General features: G+C 45.9%; 16 protein-coding genes. 8 read left to right on the top strand and 8 right to left on the bottom strand.

All coding sequences use genetic code 11. From position 1 onward, the window contains the following. The first annotated feature begins 159 nt into the window (after positions 1-159). Entirely contained in the window at positions 160-750 is a 591-nt protein-coding gene (locus tag OCV29_RS11750) for a serine O-acetyltransferase (protein WP_073606023.1), read from the top strand. Between the two features lie 97 nt (positions 751-847). On the opposite strand, the gene OCV29_RS11745 is transcribed toward OCV29_RS11750, so the two are convergent. Further along, a complete protein-coding gene (locus tag OCV29_RS11745) occupies positions 848-1,069 on the bottom strand; it encodes a hypothetical protein (RefSeq protein ID WP_073606022.1) in 222 nt (73 codons plus the stop codon). A 540-nt stretch (positions 1,070-1,609) separates the two neighbouring features. Here OCV29_RS11745 and OCV29_RS11740 point away from each other — a divergent pair. The 3 genes from OCV29_RS11740 to OCV29_RS11730 all read left to right on the top strand — a co-directional run bounded on the left by OCV29_RS11740 (position 1,610) and on the right by OCV29_RS11730 (position 3,865). After that, the gene (locus tag OCV29_RS11740; RefSeq protein WP_073606021.1) at positions 1,610-1,807 is read left to right on the top strand and encodes a hypothetical protein; all 198 of its coding nucleotides are present in this window, start codon (positions 1,610-1,612) and stop codon (positions 1,805-1,807) included. A 188-nt stretch (positions 1,808-1,995) separates the two neighbouring features. After that, positions 1,996-2,676 (top strand): hypothetical protein, encoded by a 681-nt coding sequence (locus tag OCV29_RS11735; protein ID WP_073606020.1) that lies wholly within the window; start codon positions 1,996-1,998, stop codon positions 2,674-2,676. Positions 2,677-2,863: 187 nt separating this feature from the next. Next, on the top strand, positions 2,864-3,865 hold the full coding sequence (locus tag OCV29_RS11730; protein WP_073606019.1) for a Gfo/Idh/MocA family protein: 1,002 nt from the start codon (positions 2,864-2,866) through the stop codon (positions 3,863-3,865). Between the two features lies 1 nt (position 3,866). Here OCV29_RS11730 and OCV29_RS11725 read toward each other — a convergent pair whose 3' ends face one another. From OCV29_RS11725 to OCV29_RS11715, 3 genes are read right to left on the bottom strand one after another with little or no spacing between them, the layout of a single operon-like run. Then, the gene (locus OCV29_RS11725; RefSeq protein ID WP_073606018.1) at positions 3,867-4,748 is read right to left on the bottom strand and encodes an AEC family transporter; all 882 of its coding nucleotides are present in this window, start codon (positions 4,746-4,748) and stop codon (positions 3,867-3,869) included. 9 nt (positions 4,749-4,757) lie between these two features. Further along, positions 4,758-5,219, bottom strand: coding sequence for a DUF523 domain-containing protein (locus OCV29_RS11720; protein WP_073606017.1), 462 nt, complete (start codon positions 5,217-5,219; stop codon positions 4,758-4,760). Then, positions 5,220-5,990 (bottom strand): polysaccharide lyase, encoded by a 771-nt coding sequence (locus tag OCV29_RS11715; protein WP_073606016.1) that lies wholly within the window; start codon positions 5,988-5,990, stop codon positions 5,220-5,222. Positions 5,991-6,380: 390 nt separating this feature from the next. Here OCV29_RS11715 and OCV29_RS11710 point away from each other — a divergent pair, with 390 nt between their 5' ends. Further along, a complete protein-coding gene (locus OCV29_RS11710; protein WP_073606015.1) occupies positions 6,381-6,995 on the top strand; it encodes a superoxide dismutase in 615 nt (204 codons plus the stop codon). Positions 6,996-7,197: 202 nt separating this feature from the next. Further along, entirely contained in the window at positions 7,198-7,683 is a 486-nt protein-coding gene (locus OCV29_RS11705; RefSeq protein WP_073606014.1) for a GNAT family N-acetyltransferase, read from the top strand. Positions 7,684-7,753: 70 nt separating this feature from the next. Here the strand turns inward: OCV29_RS11705 and OCV29_RS11700 are convergent, their stop codons facing one another. Beyond that, the gene (locus tag OCV29_RS11700; protein WP_261887325.1) at positions 7,754-8,899 is read right to left on the bottom strand and encodes a 5-methyltetrahydropteroyltriglutamate--homocysteine S-methyltransferase; all 1,146 of its coding nucleotides are present in this window, start codon (positions 8,897-8,899) and stop codon (positions 7,754-7,756) included. 945 nt (positions 8,900-9,844) lie between these two features. Here OCV29_RS11700 and OCV29_RS11695 point away from each other — a divergent pair. Further along, the gene (locus OCV29_RS11695) at positions 9,845-10,675 is read left to right on the top strand and encodes a S1 family peptidase (RefSeq protein WP_073604620.1); all 831 of its coding nucleotides are present in this window, start codon (positions 9,845-9,847) and stop codon (positions 10,673-10,675) included. Between the two features lie 184 nt (positions 10,676-10,859). Here OCV29_RS11695 and OCV29_RS11690 read toward each other — a convergent pair whose 3' ends face one another. Then, positions 10,860-12,812 (bottom strand): HAMP domain-containing methyl-accepting chemotaxis protein, encoded by a 1,953-nt coding sequence (locus OCV29_RS11690; protein ID WP_073604619.1) that lies wholly within the window; start codon positions 12,810-12,812, stop codon positions 10,860-10,862. A 617-nt stretch (positions 12,813-13,429) separates the two neighbouring features. Here OCV29_RS11690 and OCV29_RS11685 point away from each other — a divergent pair. Beyond that, positions 13,430-13,708: a hypothetical protein gene (locus tag OCV29_RS11685; protein ID WP_073604617.1), complete on the top strand. Its 279-nt coding sequence runs from the start codon at positions 13,430-13,432 to the stop codon at positions 13,706-13,708. 296 nt (positions 13,709-14,004) lie between these two features. Here the strand turns inward: OCV29_RS11685 and OCV29_RS11680 are convergent, their stop codons facing one another. Continuing rightward, positions 14,005-14,682, bottom strand: coding sequence for a response regulator (locus OCV29_RS11680; protein ID WP_073604616.1), 678 nt, complete (start codon positions 14,680-14,682; stop codon positions 14,005-14,007). A 39-nt stretch (positions 14,683-14,721) separates the two neighbouring features. Further along, positions 14,722-16,374: an ATP-binding protein gene (locus OCV29_RS11675; RefSeq protein WP_073604615.1), complete on the bottom strand. Its 1,653-nt coding sequence runs from the start codon at positions 16,372-16,374 to the stop codon at positions 14,722-14,724. Between the last annotated feature and the right edge of the window lie 118 nt (positions 16,375-16,492).

The raw sequence follows: 16,492 nt of genomic DNA, 5'->3' as shown, positions 1-16,492 counted from the left end.
TTTGGTCTACAGGATGCTTATGCATTATAATGAGTGATTCAACATCATCAGCAGCAATGACAGTTGAAATTCACCAGTCATTCTGTGCGCGTGACATGGCTTGAATTTATCTGAGCAGCGATGATGTTATACACATAACTCATTGATTATAGGATATATATGGCAACAAAATATCAGCATTGGAAGGCACTGAAAGGTGATACATATCGTCAGCTCGGTTGTTTCAGTTTTTTGGGGTTAGTGAAAAGATCTATCCTGAGCAGAACTTTCAGGGTCGTTGTGACGATGAGACTTTGTCAGATGGTAGCCGGGAGCCGCACGCCGGTCAGATTGTTGTTGCCACTGTTTAAGGTGATGCACAAAATATCGACGGGTCTGGCCGGGGTTGATTGCCACTGGAAAACCGATGTTGGGGCCGGTTTTGCCATCACACATGGCTGGGGGATGGTGATCAATGAAGGCGCAAAGATTGGTAAGAATGTCACAATCATGCAGGGGGTGACGCTGGGCCGCCGGGATAAAATATCACCGGATAATGAACGAACATCGACTTATCCTACCATCGAAGATGAGGTGTGGATTGGGCCGAATTCTGTCATCGTTGGCGGGGTTTCCATTGGTAAAGGCAGTCGTATTGCCGGTGGTTCTCTGGTGCTTGATGATGTTCCTCCGTATTCAACGGTCATGGGAAATCCGGCCCGGATCGTCCGTGAAAATTGTATCCCGGATGTCTTTAACCCGGCACCTTAGAAGGAACACCGTTAAACAGCGGGCAGTTCCGCTGATATTCCGGGCGTAACCTCTGCGCCCGGCTATTTATACTTATACGAATTATACTTATACGAAATCAATTTTCTGCTGAGGGCTCAGATGGTTGAGCCTTATCGGGCTGAATCGTCTCCGGGGATATCTCTTGACGAACCGCCTGTGCTTGTTTCATTTGCTGTTGGTGCTCAATTTTTTCACGGGGATCCGCAACATTCAGCATCAGTTTTGCCATCACCACGACCGATGAAATCCCGGAAACAGCAAACAACACAATCAAGAATATTTTTATAAAGCGGCTCATTTTCACAGCTCCCTGAGATTATCTGGCCCGGACTCAAAGCGTCTATTCTATCACCGAATGCCGGTTTCAGTAAGATTTCAGGCAGGTAGTTAATCACCTGAAGTATAGCCTTGATTTGACAAGTGGCGTTGTTTACATTTCAGGTAACCAGGTCTGAGCTATTACGTTTGTCCTGATCCATCTGTTGCTCTTCAGGACGAAGAAGCCGGTGGCTACCAACAATTGACACCAACTTACGCCAACATTATGCTACCCGCTCACCGGTAAAATCCGGTGACGGGTTTGAGACCCCGTTCATGACACACGGCATATAGATGCCAGCTTTTGCTGGTTTTTTTATATGGCGCTCCTTCGCACCTGAATTTTGTGATTTTGTTGAATTTATAAACGAAACTGCATCAGTTCATGGTGAGCTGGATAAGGCTGACTTCGGTCAGGCCGTGTCCGTGTGTGCGGTAGTCTCAACCTTGTCCGGTTCACCACCCATTCCTGAGACCTCTGGGTGGTGGATTTTCTTTTTACTTTCACACGGAGGCACTTATGCCTGCAACAATCGTTTACGATCCAAATCTTTCACAACAATCCCGCGAATATCTGATTCAGCTTGAGGAGCATCTCGGTGAGATGAACCAAAACAATCAGGAGGTTCGTGATGTGTTACTTTACCTGAATAAGTTGATTACTATTCATGCTTCTATTAGTAAAGTAACTACGATGAAAGTTGATACTGCAAAATAAAACCTTTGTTCAAAATTAAGTCTGACCGGAGTCACTTTTGCGAAAGTGGCTCTTTTTTACCGGTAACTGAGGCGTTATTTTCCTTTTGAGTAAAAAATATACCTAATCTGAGAGTATTGTTGAGCAACTCTCAGAAGACAGCGTATTTCAGATCGCCTCAATTTTTAAAGTATGTAGAGAGCAATAACATGTTTGGCATTTTTAAGAAGAAAAACCAAAACAAGCCTGCTGAAAAAGATGAAGCAGAACAGGTCAGTGCTGAAGGTTTGAATGAACCACAATGGTATGAGGCTGGAGTCGGGAACCCCTTCAACGAACGTATATTGGATATTCGAACGATTACGCTAAATATGATGGCTACGACAAAGGAGAAGTGGATTTCTGAAAACTTTACCCAAAGCCGCAGTGATAATGGAGAAAAGTATACGGACAGCGAAATTGATGAAGCGACAGCGTTCCCCTGCGATATTCACTATCCGCATAATGGTGCTACGCTGGAAGGCGTTGTTTTTAAGTCAGATTCCATGGATGTGAAGTGGGATATCTATGCTTATGGGGCGTGGTTTTATTTTGTCAGAAGCTGGACATCTGAGCTGGTATATAAAGTCCATTATCAAAACATGGGCAATGAGTTAATCTTTGACCGCATTGTTACTGCCAATCCGGGGTCAGGCGAGTTGCATGCGCAAAATATCCATTCAATGATGTTAACACATGTCCTTGGCCGGGTGTGGCCTTACAGAATCCCTGATGAATTGAAGGGAAAGAATGAAACAGATATTGCACTTTATCTGTTTACTCAGTTTGGTTGTAAAGCCACACTCGCAACGGATGCAAATATACTCAAAATTCAGTTGGAGAAGCGTTAACTGAGGCTATATTTTTCAGATTCAAAAAAGCTTCAAAACACAGGTATCAATGTCCTTGTATGTTTGCTTCACCAGACATCAGTTAATTTTCCAGATTGATTTAACATTCACGACAATTGTCACTTCACTGATTTTCTGAGTGAAAGGTTTATGATAGTACTGTTTTTTAAATTCATCAGGTATCCATATGAATCATCGGAAAGTATGCTGGGGAATCGCTGGGTTGGGGAAAATTGCCCATCGGTTTGTAAAGGATCTAACGACGCAGGTTGACAATGGGGTGTTATACGCAGTCGCTGCAAGAGATCAGGCACGGGCTGATCTGTTTGCTGACACATACTGCTGTCGAAGTTATGGTTCATATCTGGCAATGGCACAAGATCCCAATGTTGACGCGGTCTATATTGCAACCATCCACCCTTTTCACAAAAGCATGGTGGAACTGTTTTTACAACACGGTAAACATGTTTTGGTTGAAAAGCCTGCTTTTACCAACACCAAAGACTGGGATGCCATGTCCTTGCTGGCTGAAGCGCAAGGGTTACTTTTGGCCGAGGCCATGAAGTCAGTCGCTTTTCCGGCTTATCAGGCATTAAGACGGTTTATTCAAGACAGCAATGTGAAAATTGACTCAGTGGAAGCGGCTTTTGGTAACTGGCATGAGTTTGACCCCAGCCAGCAAATCTTTAACCCTGATTTATGTGGTGGTGCGACTTTAGATGTCGGAGTCTACGGTTTATGGTTGTATGTTGACTTATGTCAGCTCACGAAAAGTATGGTCCCCAGGCCCTTGGTCACCTGTGTTAACGATCATGCTGAATCTGAAGTGGATGAAAATGTTGAATTTGTTTTTGAGGGAGAGATTTCCGGTACCATCCGCGCTTCTGTGACGCGTCATTTGGTACGTGAAGCGGTGATCAGAGGACCGGACCTTGAGATCATCATCCATGAAAAGTGGTGGAATCCGGCAGCCATCGATATTTTTTATCAGGGCGAAAACCATACCATCAACTCAACGGTGAAAGGCGGTGGATTTGAATACGAGATTGCACATGTTTCCGAATTGATTCTTAATCAGAAATCTCTGTCAGATGTCATTCCTGCCGGAACCAGCCGAAAAGTCATTTCAATCATGGAATCTTGTTTAGCAGAGAATGGCTTTGGGCATCTGACCCGTCCGGCGAGCTGAATTAAGATATCACCGATAATGCAAAAGTCAGCAACAACGGCAGGGTAAATACCGTGAAAAAGTTGCTGAACAAGACCATGGATGCGACTTTCTGTGGCTCTGTATTAAACCGCTCGGCAAACAGATAATTCATCACCGCCGGGGGCAACATAGTAAACAGCACCATCATTTGTAGCTGCATTGCGGGCAGTGGGATGAACAGATGGATCACGGTAAAGCAAATCGCACCGGTGAGCAGAGAAAGCAAGGTGCATAAAACACCGGTTTTCAGCCCGTCCAGCCGGATGTGACACATTTGGGCGCCCAGCGACAGTAACATCACCGGTACAGCCGGTTGACCGAGCAGACTGGTGGCATCCAGCAGTGGCTTCCAGACCGGGAGATGACACAGATTCATCATCAGTGCCAGCACGCTGGCCAAAAAGACCGGCATTCGCAGCATCACCTTGAGCGGATTGCCTTTACTGAGCATCGCCAGACCAATACTGACCTGTGCGCAGGATGAGAATACAAACAGCAACACGGCGGGAGCCATCGCTGTCTGGCCAAAGGTATACGTGAACAGCGGAATGGCGAGATTACCACTGTTACGGAACATGGTGGAAGGCGCCCAGGTCTGATAATTGAGCCTGAACAGGTAACAAACCGGCAGCATCAGTAAACCGGGCAGCAGGACGGCGATCGCCGCAGCGCCCAGCAAGGGTAATTGTGCGGTTCCCAGCGGCATGGTTGCCAGAGATGAAAAAACCAGTGCCGGCGCAAACACATCCATATTCAGGCGGTTCACCGGACGAAAATCGGTTTTAATCCAGCGGCCAACAATATAGCCCACCAGTGCAATGGCAAACATAGGGAAAAGAATCCCGACAACTTGTTCTGACATATTGAACCTTTATTGTGTCGCAACGATGTGGGCGACGAGTTGATCTATCTGGTTTTCACTGAAAACCCGGATGCCATGTGCCCGCAAGACTGCGGTTGTCTGGCCTTGTCCGGGAATCTTCTTCCCTTCAAACCGGCCATTATAAATCAGCTGACTACCGCAGGATGGGCTGCCTTCTTTCAGTAACGCCAGCTGAATCTGATGGTGTTGACATAATGCCAGCGCCTGAGCCGAGCCTGTCTCAAAAGCGGCTGTTACATCAGCTCCGGTACTGTCTGTGATGCGACCCTCCGGCTGAATTTCAGCAGGGGCGCGCGGTGTGGGTAAACCGGCACTGACTTCGGGACAGAAAACGATCAGCCGGTTTTGTGCCTGCCACTGTTTCAGAACCGGATGGGTGAGCTGGTTATGGTGCCCGTCATACCGGACTGCTTCACCATACAAACATGCACTGATCAATATTTTTTCCATTCAGGGCTGCTCCGGCTGTAAATCTTCCCGGGTTAGTCCCCGCTTTACATTGGCATAGTAAACCGTTTGCGGGGGAACTTCGTTTTCATTGTACTGGCGCTGATAGCGGGAGACAAAAGCACGGTAAATCCCATATTTAAAATAGACCTGCTGTGCGTCCATCGTTTGCCCGTGGTAATTCACTTTCTGTTGCCCGTTCACCCATACCTGAAAAAAGCCGCCGGGGTCTTTGCTCCATTTGGCATGCACTTCAATCCGGTGCCATTTTCCCCTCAGTGCAGCTTCGGAGATCAGCGGATAGTCGTGACGGCTTCTGCCAAAAACATGATCGTCAAGCACCAAACCGGCTTTGACGTGATGAAACATCCAGACCGGATGCGAGTTTTTCTGGTGGAATTGCCCCAGTGCAGTTTTAGTCGGGAAGACATTCGGATAATCCGCCGGAAGATACACAGACCAGCCATACCAGTATTCATCGCCGGGGTAATTGTCTTTGCCATATTCAGATAATTCACTCCGTTCCCGGTCATTTGCACAGTCGCTCCAGTGTGTGCTTTCACCACAATCACCGGGCCGGACCTCAAATTTTTCTGCCTGGCTGACCGGGGCGAGGCCCGTTGGATCGGGGATTACCTGATAACCATAGTCTGTGGTATTGAGAGAACGCTTAAAGTGGCCGAAGTTGCCGCGCTCAATGCCTGAGACGGCACAGGCGCTGATAATCAGCACACACGCAATGAACAGGATGGCATTTCGGGGATACAAAAACATGATTTTTAATCTTTTGTATAGAAAGCAGGATTATACCTCAACATGTGTGTTTTGTGGTCACTTTAAATACTTGTTCCTGATTGCAGTTCACTCAGACAGATACCGAACACAGACACGCTATACCCAAGCAACCTGAAGATGCTCTGTTCAGTGAGATTTGTTCGGGCTTGAAACAAGGCACTCCTTCTTTATAACGAAAGAGGGAAAACATAGTTATTCTACGTTGAAAATCAGTAACGGTAGGTTATCGGGACATGCACAACCAAATTATTTAAATTGATATTGTCTGAGAGGGCCGGGGACAGGTAAGAAAAAGGTTGACCTGCCAATGGTTATTAAATAAAAATGATAATGATTCGCATTATAAATTTAATAACGAGGAGAAAAGTCATGTCCCATCAATTCCCTGAATTACCTTATGCCTATGATGCATTAGAGCCCTATATCGACGCCAAAACGATGGAGGTGCATTACAGCAAGCACCACCGGACTTATTACGACAAATTCTGTGCGGCAATTGCCGGCAGTAAGCTTGAAGATGAATCACTTGAAGCCATCTTTGCCAGCATTTCAACACTGTCATCTGCGATCAGAAACAATGGTGGTGGCTATTACAATCATATCCTGTACTGGAATTGTATGGCGAAAGATGCACAGGCTGAGCCGGATGGTGCGCTTGCCGAAGCCATCGATGCCACATTTGGCAGCCTGGAAGCGTTTAAAGAGGAATTTTCTCAGGCGGCAGTGAACACTTTTGGCTCAGGGTTCGTCTGGCTGGTGGTGAAAGATGGCGGGTTGCAAATCACATCCACCAGCAATCAGGATAACCCGCTGATGGATGTTGCTGCGGTGCAGGGCCAGCCCATTCTGGCTTTGGATGTCTGGGAACATGCCTACTATATCAGTTACCAGAATCGTCGTCCGGACTATATTGAAGCCTGGTGGCATGTGGTCGACTGGAAAGCCGTCGGTGAGCATTTCGCAGCGGCTCAGTCAGCAAACTGATTGAATTGTGCAACGCACTGCCGCTGTTTCACCTGCGTTTGTCGCTGTTATCACAGGCCAATGTTGTCACATACAAACGCAGTAACAGGCTGATGTTGTGATAGACAGGTCGTTCCCGGTTGTTTATGGTGTTCTGAAATTCAGATGTTAATGAGATATCAGTCACTGACTCTCAACCGGGAATGGCTGTCAGGGAGAAAATATGAAAATCAGACCAGCGACTCAAGAGGATATTGATAGTTTAATCCGGTTGCTCAATCAAATCGGACAATTGCACCATGAACATGAGCCTTTGGTCTTTACGGCACCTTCAGGTGACCATAAAGCATTCTGGCTTAAAGCGTTGGAAGAGGAAGGCCGGCTATTTCGTGTTGCTGTGATTCAGGAACAGGGGAAAGAAAAAATAGCCGGGTTGATTACGGCAAGAATCGACGTCAATGAAACCATTCCTTTTATCACCCGTTCACCTCTTTGCCGGATAGGGACCATTGTGGTCGATGAAGCATGTCGCCAGATGGGGATTGGCCGGGCGCTGATCCTTGACTGTGAACAGTGGGCACAATCACACAATGCTTTTCAGATCCGCCTTGAAGTGATGAGCTTCAATGCGTCGGCTAAATCTTTCTATGACCGGCTCGGTTACCGGCCACAATCAGAAATCCGGGCAAAAAATCTGCTACTGACCTAAATTTGCCACTGACTTAAGCGGTTGAATGGGGCGTTATATCAATCACTCGCCCTAACAATCACGCGCCCTACTAATCACGCCCCCATACCTGCGTTGCTACGTCACAGACTAAGCGGATTTTTTGCCACTGTTCTGCTTCAGTCAGTTTATTGCCTTCTTCCGTGGAAGCAAATCCGCACTGCGGGCTGAGACACAGCAGCTCCAGCGGCACATATTCAGTTGCTTCCTGAATCCGTGCTTTGATCGCCTCCGGCGCTTCCGGCTCAGGGAATTTGGAGGTAATCAGGCCAAGTACAATTTTACTTTGAGGATTGCCATTGTTTTGCCAGTGACGCAGCGGGGAAAAATCTCCGGCCCGGTCATTATCGTATTCAAGGAAAAAACCATCAAAGCGGGTTGCGAACAGTGCTTCAGCCACCGGCTCGTAACCACCCGAGAATAACCATGAAGACGCATGATTACCGCGACAGATATGTGTTGTGATCACCATATCCTCCGGTTTTCCTTCCAGCGATGCGTTGAGAATCCGGGTACAGATTGCAGCAATTTCATCCGGATCAATGCCCCTCTCTCTGAGTTGCTCTCTTTTCCCTGAATCAATTAAAAACGCCCAGTTCGTATCATCAAACTGAAGATAGCGACACCCCGCTGCATAAAAGGCCTGAATCGCATCACGGTAGGTCCGCGACAGGTCGCGGTAAAAGTCATCCGGAGAAGGATAAATGGTGGCTAATCCGGAACTCCCGTTATCTGCCAGGATTTCCTGACGCAGGATCATCGTCGGGCTGGGAATCGTGGCTTTGGCAACACAGCCATCCCCGGTTTCAGCCAGATTTTTCAGAAAAACAAAGTGCTCAATGAATGGATGAGTGCTGTCAAAGGAAATATGGTCGATCACCCGGATATTGTATGCCGGTGCTGCTTTGCCGTGAAAGTGTTGATTGTAGCCGGTTTCCGGCACATAACCTTCCACACCATTGAGGTTTTCCAGAAAATCGAGATGCCAGAAGCCGCGGCGGAATTCACCATCGGTGATGACTTTGAGTCCGGCTGCTTTTTGCTGTCTGACCAGTTGAGTAATCGCCTGATTTTCAATTTCGGTTAACTCTGCCTGGGTCAGTTTTCCTGATGCAAATTCACGGCGGGCCTGATGAAGAAAAGCGGGACGAAGATAGCTGCCAACAATATCAGCATGAAATGGAGCATGAGTTGCCATGGAAAACCTCTTATGAACACATATAATATTAAGCGGTTATCTTATGGGATGTCCGGAGATCTGATAATAAGATTAATTTCATCTTGATCATGAAATTAATTCATGATTTCTGCACTATCATGTGTTGTGGCAAAATGATTTATGTTCACATTTATCCTGTGACTGTGATATCTGCCTAAAAGTAGCCATATTCAGGAACAACTATTTCGTCTCAAGCGTGTATTATTTTTGTCCCATTGAGATATGAATAAAGTTGTTATTAATGTATTTAACATCATATTATTTTGTTTTATATATAAAAATAAAACGCCGTTTCTGTTTACTTTGTTAAATTCATAAAAAAACGTTGTTTCATGCATAGGTTTTCTGATAAATTTGTCCCAGGAATGAACGCTGATTCAGCGTTTTTGACCCCCAAGGGGTAAACCGGTTCCGAAGTGCGCAAAACTATGATCTTCGGTTTACCCCTTAACTTTCTCTCTTGGCTGCCACAAGTTCTTCCTGAATCAACTTCTGATCTGAATATATCTGGTTCCTCAAACCGCTCGAGCCATCCATCCCTTATCTGTTTGCTCCACCAGACACATCCAGATGATCAGTGAATTTCCAGATGGGTATGAGTGCATTGAGCTGACTTTTTCAGTACAAATTTTGTTCAGATCTGTTGGGCAAAATCATTCATACGATGAATTTCGATGATTTTTATTGACATTTATTTACATTTTGTTTACATGTGTTAATTTGTTTTATATTTAACTAAATCTGTTTTTGTATTGTTTTTTTTTACCATAATCCTCTTTTTAATATTCATCATTCAGAAAATCCATTTAAAAAATGTTTAATTAATATTTTACACATCTTGAACTTGATGATAATTATAGATAGTGCATATGAAATAAAATGCACTTGTTCATTGATTATCGATTCCAAACAAAGGACGTTCAAATGCAACTGAATATAAAAAAAATTTCTGCCTGTCTTGCGTTATCCGCGATTGCCGCATATCCGCTTGCCAGCGCAGCTTCGTCAGATGTCTCTAAAATTATTAACGGAACTAAATCGCCACAGGGCCAGTGGCCTTTCATGACTGCTGTTGTATCTAAAGGCAGCAGTGCTTATTACGGCCAGTTCTGTGGTGCAAGTTATCTTGGTGGCGGGTATGTCTTAACCGCCGCACACTGTGTGGTTGATACAACGGCCAGCAGAATTGAAGTTGTGATTGGGCTGAACCATCTGAGTAAGGAAAGTAGTGAAGGGGTGCGGGTTGGCGTGAAGTCTATCGCAGTCCACAGTGGCTACAATTCAAGTACAATGCGTAATGATATGGCCATCCTGAAGCTGAAAAAAGATGTGGATGCCACACCGGTGAAACTGGCTTCGGCTTCTGAAGCTGCAGCATTGTCCGCGGGTGATAATATGATCGTGATGGGGTGGGGAAACCAGTCAACCAGCGGGAGCTCATTCCCTGATGCGCTTTATCAGGTGACTGTGCCGTTTGTTGAAATGGGGACCTGTCAAAGCCCGGGCGATGAATACGATAATGTCTCATATGACAACATCTGTGCAGGCCTGAAACAGGGTGGCAAAGACTCCTGTCAGGGTGACAGCGGCGGTCCGCTGGTTCGTAAAGTCGATGGTGTTTACAAACAGTTTGGTGTGGTCAGCTGGGGGATTGGTTGTGCACAGCCAAACGCTTATGGTGTTTACTCAAATGTCGGTTACTTTGATTCAACCGGCTGGATTGAAAAACATACACCGGGTTTAGATCTCTATTAATCCGGGGCACTTAAGATAAAAATGTGTCATACCAACCCCATTCCTTACCTGAACATCAGACAATGAGTGGAATTGGTACATTCGCAAACAAGAACTTAAGCAAGAAAAAGGCATCTGCGCTGGTGGATGCCTTTTTTCTGTTCTGTGATGAGGCGTGCCATTCATCCTGAAAAGATGAGGTGAATCAGGCGACCTTAAACTGAGCGACGAGCTGATGGAGCTGGTCGGCGAGACGGGCAATTTCATTGCTTGAGCTTTGCGTCTGATTGGACGCAACGGCGTTCTCTTCGGCAATTTGTTTTACATTGACGACATTCTCATTGATGCTTTCAGCGACCGAACTCTGCTCTTCTGCGGCACTGGCAATCTGAATGTTCATGTCATTAATCACACTGATAGCATGAATGATGGTATGAAGAGATTCTGTGGTTTCCGCGGCTTGTTCCACACAGAGTTTCGCTTGTTCTTTTCCCTGACTCATCGCTTCAACCGTCCCCTTGGTGCCGGATTGCAGTTCTTCAATAATATTTTGTATTTCACAGGTTGAGTCCTGCGTGCGCGAGGCCAGACTCCGGACTTCATCGGCTACGACGGCAAAGCCCCGGCCCTGTTCACCGGCACGGGCAGCTTCAATGGCAGCATTCAGAGCCAGCAGGTTGGTTTGATCGGCTATTTCACGAATCACATCGAGAATTTTGCTGATATTCAGCACTTCCTGCTCGACTTCATGAAGTTTCTGAGAAGAATGATTCACGTTTTCAGAAAGCGCATTAATTGATTCGATTGTTCTGCCAACCACGCTGGCACCGGATTTTGCCTCCTGATCTGCGTCTCTGGCCGCATCGGCCGCTTTGGCTGCATTATCCGCAACATCATGGACGGTGGCTGTCATTTCATTCATGGCTGTTGCAACCATCTCAGTTTCTGATTCCTGCTGGACGATGCCTTTAGACGTCTGTTCGGTCACGGCGGCCAGCTCTTCTGATGCGGAGGCCAGCTCTGCACTGGCTCCGGATATCGTCGACATCATCTGCTTCAGATGGTTGGCGGTATTCTGCACGGCATTCAGTAACAGGCCGGTTTCATCACGGCTGGTTTGACCAATCTGAATCGTTAAGTCGCCTTGCGCCAGCTGATTGGCTGCATCCACGGCCCGGTGAATCGGTTTGGTTATGGTCACTGTCAGCAGGTAAGCTGCGGCCACGCCAAGTACAACGGCAATCACGGATAAAAGCACGGTGATTCTGATACTTTTAGTGGTGTTATTTTTTAGTGCGGGCCCCAGTATTTCCTGCTCGCTCATGACAGATGACTTGATTTTCTCAGCATCAGCGGCAATGACCGGGCCGATTTTGTTCAGTGTGCCATGAATAATGTCGTTTCTCTGTCCGATAATCTGATAGATATTTTGCATATCCCGGAGATAATCTGTATGTGCAGTTTTAAACACAGAGAACAGACGCCGGGACTGGTCCGTTTGGATATAGCGGTCCATCAGCTCGATATCACTCATCAGGGATTGCCCCATATTCTTGAGGGCAATATTAAAATCTTTACTGCTGTTTGACTGAAGAAACTTGAGGACGAATAAACGACCTGTGAGCATCTTTTCCTGAACCTGACTGGCATAATAAATCAGAGTCTGCTGATTATCTTCACGGGCCCTGCTGATGATTTTAGAGATGGTTTCATCCATTTTTTGCCCGTTGGGTGTCAGCTGTTGTTCACCGACGGTTTCTCTTTTTTCCATCAGCCGGATGACCTGATCGAAAGCACTGCGATAGTTGGTTACTTCAGTATTAATCTGGTTCGCCAGCGATGCCCGTTCCGGATGGGAGATCTGCTGTCTTGACTGATTCAGTTCATCCATCATCGAGGATAAATATTGATTATAATCCGTCAGGTTTTGTGGATTTTTGTTGTTGATGTAGTCTTTCACATTCATCCTGACCATCAGCATATTTGCCTGTAATCTGCTGGCCAGAATGGTTTCTTTGGCAAGTTCCCGGTATTGGGCAATGCCGTCGTTTGTGTATCTGAGTGCGTAAATACCTGCACCCAGTGTGATTGACAGAAGAATCAGGATAATGCCGAATCCTGCGCCGATTTTTAATCCAAGTCTCATATCCTTTAACATAGTGTCACCTATCTGAGTTGACTGTCTGACAGGGGGAGATGAACCGTTTTCATAACCTGACTTGTGCCTGAGTTATCGGGCATGTGTTGTCCGCAGCATTTTCCCCGGTATATCTGAAGTCTCAGCCATTACACCAGCCTGGCTGTTGCATTGTCAGCTGTTTATTGCAACGTCAGCTATTTATTGCAACGTCCGGGGTTCATACATCAATGCACCCTGAGATAAGCAGGGTTATGTCTTCACCGGTATGTATCCTGACAATCCGGGTCATGCCATTTCAACCAGATTGTTTGGATATATCTGTAAATCTAGTCGATGTTGATGTGAAATTCCTGACATACAAATGGGTGAATATTCATCTAAACGGTTTCCCGTATGGTATAGTCTGGTTGTTTTATGAGCAGAAGTGGCTGAATTATAGTGATTTGTGTGCAAATTCCGGCTCATTTTCAAATAAAAACCATTAACCGCAAATAGGGTATAAAAAATATATTTTTTTATGATTTGAGACGGAATTTAACGGGTCAGAATCGTATTTAATCACTGTATCCCCTGACGATGTGAGTCATTCCTCTTCTGTTGTCCGGGGATAATGATTCCACAACACAGGTAATATCATGATAGTCAATAACGTTTCTGATGAACTTATCAGTGAGAAGTCCAAAAGAGAATGGCTTGCATACTGGATGCACTTTAGTACCAACAAGAATAAGTTTTGTAGTGAAGTGAACTGTATTGAAAACCATGAACATGGCGTCCTGATTAACAAATCTTCCAGCCCGGATAATACACAGATTTTTGTTGTGCCATTGTGCAAAGCGCACAGTGACAACTTCAAACGTCAACTGGAAATTGAAGATAGCACAGAAGTGATTCCGGCGAATCTGACGCTATAGTCCGAAGGAAAAGAACGCTTTCGGGAGGGATGACGAAGCGTTCTCAGTTTTTCCTGGCAGCAAACTTTCATCTGACAGCAGTGCAGAACCTGCCTGACCGCTGTTTTCTTTTTGCAAATTTAATTTTTCGAATCTCTTTCCTGCTTTTTATCGGTTTTAAATACGTATTACCGGCTTTAACTACGTTTATCCGTTTTAATTAAATTGAAGCTGTTTTAGCAGCATACGACAGCGGTTTAACCGCATTTCTTGTCATTCTCTGATTCATTCGTTGCGGTTTTTCCCGTCACTTTTGGCTACTTTTTCTGGTAAACACGTTCAGGTCTGCCGACCCGTCCATGCTGAATCACAGCATGTAAAAAGCCTTTCGCGGTGAGAAATTCCAGATAGCGGCGGGCGGTTGTTTTACTGATGCCGATCTCTTTGCCCAGTGTTTCTGCGGTATAAATAATTTCTTTCGTGCTAAAAGCAAACGTGACCTTATCCAGAGTCAGTTCATCAATGCCTTTTGGCAGTTGTTGCAAATGAGCAGACTTGGACTGAAAGTTAAACAGTTCATCGACATGCCGCTGACTGATGCTATCGTTCGCTTTCAATGAGCTGGTGTATTTCAGATAGCGTTCCAGAGAGTCGGACAGGCGATCATAGGAAATTGGCTTCAGCAAATAATCGAAAACACCGCATCGCATGCCTTCACGTACGGTTTCCATATCATTGGCTGCAGTGATAAAAATGACATCCGGTGCATTTTTGTTGGTAGCCATTTCTTTGAGCAAATCGATGCCTTTACCATCCGGAAGATAGTTGTCCAGCAAAATAAGTCTGGGCTTCAGCAGTTGAATCATCTTCCGTGTTTCAGCCAGTGTTCTTGCAATACCGATTGGCCTGAATCGTTGTGTTTGCTGAAGATAATCTGTATGAAACTCAGCAATATTCGCTTCATCTTCAACAATCAGTACATCATAATTTTCCATGGTTCAAACCCTTGTCTGGAATAACTTATTTGGAATCTCTTATTCGGAATCTTCTGTTTGGAATCTCTTATTCGGAATAAACAGCGAAAAAATAGTGCCGGCCGGTTCCGCTTCATCGATGAGTATTTCTCCACCGATACGGGTGACAAACTGATGCACCAGCCACAGGCCGATACCATGTCCTGGCTGTGTTTTACTACTGCTCCCTTTATGGAACAGAGAGTCCGCTATTTCCGGAGGAATCCCGTTACCATTATCGGCAACTTCAACGACGAGCTCTTCCGGATTATCATCTGAAATGAGAATTGAGACCGATTTATTACTGTCAGGATTTTTCAGCGTCGCTTCATAGGCATTATCAAGCAGGTTGCCGAGAATCGCGGCCAGTTCATCTTCTGAAAGCTGCACGGGCGGCTGGTGCAAACAGCAATAAGGGTCAAATACCAGTGTCAGCCCGAGTTCTCTGGCGCGGCTGTATTTTCCCAGTAATAAACCGGCGATCACCCTTGAATTGAATGTTCGGGAGATAAAATCGATCAGCTTCTGGTGTGTTTCTGTCTCTTTACGAATGGCTTGTAGTGCCTGATCGTACGCGCCAATCTGAATCAGTCCGCTGACTGTTGAAAGCTTATTGGCATATTCGTGACTCAGTACCCGCAGGTTATCGGTTTGATAGCGCTCCTGAGCCAGTTGTGAGGTCAGCGTATTGAGATCGTTACGTCGCCGGAAACTGACCACCCAACCTGCGTGTTCGGTATTTTCCCAGATTTGCACACGGGTCGCGACCAGCGTTTCACCATTACAGGTAATCACTTCATGACGCCGCTCTTCCGGGTCTGCATCGCCATTCACCTTACGGCCGACAAAAAAACCGGATGGGGTGATGTACTGATTGATCAGCTGACCCCGCAGGTTGTCAACATGACGGGCAATGCCGAGAATTTTCAGTGCCTGCTGGTTGGCAGACAAAATGCGTCCACGCTTATCCACGGCAAGGATGCCCTCATACACCGCTTCAAATACAGAATTTTGCACCCGGAGTGACAGGGCGATTTCTTCTGGTTCCATCCCATACATCTGACTTTTGATATGACGGGAAAAGACCCAGGCACCGAGTGATGAAAAACAAAAAATAATCAGCAGCGCAAAAAAGAAGGGGTAAGAATACAACAGCAGCCAGTTACTGACGGTTTCCAGCAGATAACCGACGGAAATGACCCCGATAATATCTCCGTTAGCGGCAAAGACCGGCGATTTACCCCGGATAGAGAAGCCAAGGCTGCCTTTTTGAATCGAATAATAATGTAATCCCTGCTTCAGGGCTTTGGCACTGTCACCGCCCTGCATCGGAAGACCGATTTTGGATGCATCCGGGTGGGCGAGGCGAATGCCTTTTTTGTCTCCGACGACAATAAAACTGGCATCAGAGATTTTTTGCAGGCGTTTAATTTCCCGTTGAATTGACGGAATATCATGTTTGCTGATGGATTCAATCAATTGTGGATCACTGGCAATTTCCCTGGCCTGAATCACGGCCCGGGTGCTGACCTGATGATTCAGTGTGTCAGAGAGAATAAAGTGGAAAAAACCGGCAATCAGAAGAAGTTGAAAAGTAACGACGATAAAAAGCAACGCCCAGACACGCTGGCGGAAGGAGAGGTTATGACAGATTCGATGGATTACTAATGACATTGGATAAAACACGACGTCCCTGAGTTTTCTTAAATATTACACATTGCCTGATAAAACTATCAAAAATATGAAGGAAGAACACTGATCCGGATCTATTCCGTTTGCCGTTTTCAGTTTC

The sequence above is a fragment of the Vibrio aerogenes genome (genome assembly GCF_024346755.1).
GTDB lineage: Bacteria > Pseudomonadota > Gammaproteobacteria > Enterobacterales > Vibrionaceae > Vibrio > Vibrio aerogenes.
This window is presented reverse-complemented; position numbering and strand designations above follow the sequence as displayed.

Bases quoted from the DNA above. Each gene is read 5' to 3' on its own strand.
- OCV29_RS11750 (WP_073606023.1), top strand. From the start codon at position 160: ATGGCAACAAAATATCAGCATTGGAAGGCACTGAAAGGTGATACATAT.
- OCV29_RS11745 (WP_073606022.1), bottom strand. From the start codon at position 1,069: ATGAGCCGCTTTATAAAAATATTCTTGATTGTGTTGTTTGCTGTTTCC.
- OCV29_RS11740 (WP_073606021.1), top strand. From the start codon at position 1,610: ATGCCTGCAACAATCGTTTACGATCCAAATCTTTCACAACAATCCCGC.
- OCV29_RS11735 (WP_073606020.1), top strand. From the start codon at position 1,996: ATGTTTGGCATTTTTAAGAAGAAAAACCAAAACAAGCCTGCTGAAAAA.
- OCV29_RS11730 (WP_073606019.1), top strand. From the start codon at position 2,864: ATGAATCATCGGAAAGTATGCTGGGGAATCGCTGGGTTGGGGAAAATT.
- OCV29_RS11725 (WP_073606018.1), bottom strand. From the start codon at position 4,748: ATGTCAGAACAAGTTGTCGGGATTCTTTTCCCTATGTTTGCCATTGCA.
- OCV29_RS11720 (WP_073606017.1), bottom strand. From the start codon at position 5,219: ATGGAAAAAATATTGATCAGTGCATGTTTGTATGGTGAAGCAGTCCGG.
- OCV29_RS11715 (WP_073606016.1), bottom strand. From the start codon at position 5,990: ATGTTTTTGTATCCCCGAAATGCCATCCTGTTCATTGCGTGTGTGCTG.
- OCV29_RS11710 (WP_073606015.1), top strand. From the start codon at position 6,381: ATGTCCCATCAATTCCCTGAATTACCTTATGCCTATGATGCATTAGAG.
- OCV29_RS11705 (WP_073606014.1), top strand. From the start codon at position 7,198: ATGAAAATCAGACCAGCGACTCAAGAGGATATTGATAGTTTAATCCGG.
- OCV29_RS11700 (WP_261887325.1), bottom strand. From the start codon at position 8,899: ATGGCAACTCATGCTCCATTTCATGCTGATATTGTTGGCAGCTATCTT.
- OCV29_RS11695 (WP_073604620.1), top strand. From the start codon at position 9,845: ATGCAACTGAATATAAAAAAAATTTCTGCCTGTCTTGCGTTATCCGCG.
- OCV29_RS11690 (WP_073604619.1), bottom strand. From the start codon at position 12,812: ATGTTAAAGGATATGAGACTTGGATTAAAAATCGGCGCAGGATTCGGC.
- OCV29_RS11685 (WP_073604617.1), top strand. From the start codon at position 13,430: ATGATAGTCAATAACGTTTCTGATGAACTTATCAGTGAGAAGTCCAAA.
- OCV29_RS11680 (WP_073604616.1), bottom strand. From the start codon at position 14,682: ATGGAAAATTATGATGTACTGATTGTTGAAGATGAAGCGAATATTGCT.
- OCV29_RS11675 (WP_073604615.1), bottom strand. From the start codon at position 16,374: ATGTCATTAGTAATCCATCGAATCTGTCATAACCTCTCCTTCCGCCAG.